Below are 4,832 nucleotides of genomic sequence, written 5' to 3' on the forward strand. Positions count from 1 at the left end.
CTTTATGGAAACTAACTGCCAAGTTCTACTTTTGGATCAATGTGTTTTGCTCATCTCTATTAACTTCATTATATTTGAAAGCGGGTGAAAGGACAAATCTGCAAAAATGGGCAAAAAATAAGCGTACCACTATTTCTAATGATACGCTTATCGTATTAACTGCTAATCAAGGTCTATGAATACTCTTACATTGGTATCTCTCCACTGATTTTTTCTTACATACTGTCCGTTAACCTTTCGATAGGCTGCTGCCTGCTCGAAACTAAGCGGCAATTCAAAGGAAAGAGAACTCCTACCTATTCGTAATAGCTGCCTGTATTATTGGTTTATAAATAATCTATTCTGTTCAAAATAAAACGACATCTTCTATATTATGACCGCTTTCAGAAAATATCTTTTGTAAATTATTCTGAAAACAATTCGCATTGTAATTGTTTAACTTAACGATAATCAATTTGCTTTTTGCACGTGTAACCGCTACATAATGGTTGTATATACTCGACATATCAGACAATCGATAATCCTCTGCAAATACAATTACCTGTTCAAACTCCAATCCCTTTGAAGAGTGGAATGTAATTGCGATGTGTTTGTATTTATCCGCTTCAAATGCCACATGAAAACTGGTATCAGAAATTGTTTTGAATAATTTGTTTATGTGATCAGGACGAGTATCATATCCAAGATATTCAGCCAATGCTGTGACACACGAGCCGAAAGACTGCTCATCATCTATAGTCTCTTCAATTCTTTTGAGTAATCTTTTTACGGTGGATACTGTTTTGCGACTTTCATTTCCTTCAACAGGTATTTCTGAAATTACATCATATGCAGAATACTTTTCAATTATAAGGTATTTAGCAATTGCTGTATAAAGCCACGCTGTATCTGTTGTAATATCAGCAATAGGAGTCTGTGGGATATAAACATACTCTAAACCGTTTGTTGTTAATTCGCTTGCTCCTATTCGTGCGTTATCATTAGAAAACCGCAATAATGCTGACTTTTTATCGGGAACAATATTAGACAATACTTCTGTTGCCCAATTTGCCTTTGTAGGAGAAAGCCACACAATATTATCTATATTTTCCGTAGGATTGTAAAGACTTCTTGTCTCATCACATAATAGATTAGAATAATTCTGTATTTGTTGACAAGAGCGAAAATTATCTCCCATAAATATCTTTTTAAAATTGGGTTTGTTCCAGATGCTTTTAAAAGCCTCTGGATAAGCACCCCTCCATATATAAATCGATTGTTTTTCATCTCCCACAACAAAGGTTTCGATATTCAATTCATCACATAAATACATAAAGAATTTATGCATTGATTTGTCGCAATCTTGATATTCATCGATATATATTTTAAAATATTTTGCTTGAAGATAAAGCCTACAAGCCGAAGAATTTTCTACAATTTCTTGAGCCAAATCAAAAATAAAGTTCCTTTTATTATCTCGATATGAGCAGAGGATACCTTCATTCCTTATTTTTTCAATAGCTTCTTGAAAAGTATCAACTTTAGCTGAATAGTCCGTACTCATGTCCAAATCGAAATCAGCACCATAGACATCCTTCATAAAAGGCTTTATAACTTCCTCAATAACGAAACTGTTATTTGTTCCAATGAAGTGTTGAACTACATCGACAGACAATCTATCCTTTATTTCTTGTGCTGCTTTTATTGTAAAAGTAATTGCAGCAATAACTTTATGTGTATGATTATCATCAATTTCCTTAGCAATTTTATTAACCATTGTATGGGTTTTTCCTGTTCCTGCACTTGCCCTTACTATTAAGTTACCGGGAGTTTCTACTATTTTCTCTTGAATTGGAGATAGTTTCATTCGGCAACCTCCTTCAAACATGCAAAGTTGTAATGATTATAGATTGTTCTGCAATCTGTATCCGAAAGTTTCTCAATCAACTCCACCATATGATAGTGCTTTGCATCTTGTAAATATTTAACAGGATTATCATTATCCAATAAAGCTGATAATCTATCATGCAAAAACTCGTCTAAATCATTTTCTAAATCCACTTTTGATAAGAAAATATGAAAGTCACTTCGTATTTTATCCAAAGTATTTATATTTGAATTATATAAACTCCTCTTGGCAGAAACAGAATTCTCTTGAATTTGTTTAGTAGGCAGACGCTTTTCCCCAATATAATTATTACAGCGTGAAAAGCCTAAAACGCTATATGTACCTTTTCCTGTTACCGTTCTCAAATCATTGTCAGTTTTTACCACATTAAAAATTTCAAGTTCATCCAGGATAGAAAAATATGTTTCAAATCCCACACCATCAACTGGTAAAATGTATATTCCATCTACTTCATAAAAAGGATGCACTACTGAAAGGACTTTGCTAAATAGCATATATTCAGATGGTCCTTCAACCAAAAGTACTTTGTTAGCAAAGATTGCTTCTGACAAACAACGGTTTAACATTTTCCTGTTTTTCTCATAAGCATCAGGCACTTTATAAAATGTGCTAATACTATTGATTTTTCGCTCACTATATATTCGAACTAAATTTACATTATCCATTTCATAAAGAACAAAAGGCGAATGAGTTGTTACAAACAAGTATGTGTATTTGCTATCGGTAAAAAGTATTTGTGATAATGCAATCTGCATAGACTTATGAAGATGGTTTTCAGGCTCCTCAATTAAAAACAAATTGATTTTCTTTTCCGCATTTTCATCTGACAGTATGTCGTATATTGAATATGCCAATAACTTTTTCCTACCTTCCCCAGCAGTAGGATATAAATTATCATCATTATCTTGTTTAATATATGGGATAATATTTGAGTACAATCCCTTTACTGCGATTTCGGATTTTATTGAAACAGATATCCCTTCATCATGGAATTTTTGATATTCTGGCGTAAGTTTATCCTCAAATTCTTTAATTCCAGACAGAGAAGCAATATGACCATTCAAATCATCAACTGTATTTTGAATTTTTGCCAGAATATCTTTATCTTCGTCCTTTTCATTTCTGACAAGCTGGCTCACATTCTTTTTAAATAGGGAATACAAATCAACATAAGAGTCAATATAAATGACATTAAATACATAGTCTATTTCATATAGATATCCTCTTTGCTTCATTTCGTAAAGATGATTAATATCGCCACCCCACGATAATATCGGTAGAGCGAGCATTTCTGTTTTGCTATATTCTGCAAAAAGCTTTATATATACCTTATTATGCTTACTTAGCAATGCACCTTTTAGCTGTGCACGGAGTTTTTGACAATCGCTGTCAGCAACATCACTAATATCTATAGTAACAACAATCTCAATTGGTTTATCAAGCTGCTTATTATGAAAATCCGAATCTAAAAGGTTTTGTTTACGAATATCTTTATCAAATACATATCGTAGAGCGTACAAGAAATTTGTTTTCCCCACATCATTTAGACCAAAAAATATGTTTTTATTTGATAAGTCAAGTTCAACATTATCAAAATTTCTAAAATTTTTAATAACTACTTTTTCAAATTTCATATATATTCTTTCACCATCCATCTTGTTTGTATAATAAGAAAATTATACCATTATTCCATAATTAATCATATGATTTTCTTTGCATTTAGCTCATATGTACTGGGTGATAAAACCATCTGATAAATATCAATACTATTCTTTTTTCCAAATTGAATTATCTCTTCTTTAAAATTCTCAGAGATTTTCGCTCCTAAATAAAACGCTTTTATATTTTCTTTCAAATCCAAGACATATTTTCCATTTGGACATTTCAATTTTTCTGGCATTACTTTATTGAAATTAGCCGTCACAATTCGCCATTCTTTCTCGTACGACCAAACATCGGATTTACGACAAGTCGTCTTATAAATCCATTCTGTATTTTCACTTAACATATCTGCTTTAGAAACAGCATATCTATCCTTTGTATATATTACTGGGTATAAATGTTTATAAAGCATATCACTTTCTTTAAAATCATACTCTATACAAAATCCAGTATGATTCTGAGCATAATGGCTCCACATAAGCATAGAGTCATACACCTCAGATAAACAGACAACTCTTACAGCATCCTTGATTGTACTCATACAATCATTTAATCCATTTTGCAAAATATTCATCCAAGAGTCAGAAAGCCTTCCTCCATGAGCCTGCAAAACTATTTGCATCGCCCTTTCAATATTGTCAGAATAAAGAATTCTATTTTTTTCTTCCTGTTTAAGTGAAAATCTTCTTTCCAAAAGATGTATATATGTTTCTCTATCAAGTACACCTTCCAATGCATCTGACTGAAAGCAAAATTCACAATCATAGGGGTCGTTGAAATAAAGTGGTGATGATGGATATACTAATCCTTCAAAAGCTTCAAACTTCCATTTTTCAATGTTAATTATCCTCTGATGAATATAGCTATAATCATTCAGTTTTTCCGTATTAAATGACCTGTACCTGAATAACGTTCTTCTCATACATATCCTCTCCCTTTACTCTCGAACAAGCTTTATTATATTACACTAATTATAATAAAGCAGCCGCTTACCCATTCAATAAGCAAGCGGCTTTGTCATTAAATCACCTCAAAATGTTTCAATGCATCCTTTATTGCTTCAACCTTCTCTGGAGTCGGATGCTTCCTCGGCTGTTTCAATTCCTCTACCGCATTAGGAGCATCGTACATCGGCAAGCCTAAATCTCTCTTTACCTCTGCAATATATGCGGTATGTACTTTGAAGCCGTATTTAGCTTCTATGTACTCCTTTATCATTTTGTAGGTCACTCGCTCTTTGGGCTTGTATGTTTCGGCTCTTTTTGCGATATTATCAAGCGGA

The 4,832-nt window shown here is 32.6% G+C and carries 3 protein-coding genes and 1 pseudogene; all 4 read right to left on the bottom strand.

The features are described 5' to 3' along the window. Window positions 1-346 precede the first annotated feature (346 nt). The gene (locus tag DXB15_RS11275; protein ID WP_117628620.1) at window positions 347-1,846 is read right to left on the bottom strand and encodes a UvrD-helicase domain-containing protein; all 1,500 of its coding nucleotides are present in this window, start codon (window positions 1,844-1,846) and stop codon (window positions 347-349) included. Continuing rightward, complete coding sequence (locus DXB15_RS11280; protein WP_117628621.1) at window positions 1,843-3,522, bottom strand: ATP-dependent nuclease; 1,680 nt, start codon at window positions 3,520-3,522, stop codon at window positions 1,843-1,845. The genes DXB15_RS11275 and DXB15_RS11280 overlap by 4 nt, the downstream gene beginning before the upstream one ends. A 65-nt stretch (window positions 3,523-3,587) precedes the next feature. Continuing rightward, window positions 3,588-4,472: a DUF2971 domain-containing protein gene (locus tag DXB15_RS11285; RefSeq protein ID WP_025580485.1), complete on the bottom strand. Its 885-nt coding sequence runs from the start codon at window positions 4,470-4,472 to the stop codon at window positions 3,588-3,590. A 98-nt stretch (window positions 4,473-4,570) separates the two neighbouring features. Continuing rightward, a pseudogene (locus DXB15_RS17315) lies at window positions 4,571-4,832 on the bottom strand (recombinase family protein); the annotation flags it as partial.

The organism is Roseburia sp. OM02-15 (genome assembly GCF_003481835.1).
Taxonomy (GTDB): domain Bacteria; phylum Bacillota; class Clostridia; order Lachnospirales; family Lachnospiraceae; genus Eubacterium_I; species Eubacterium_I ramulus_A.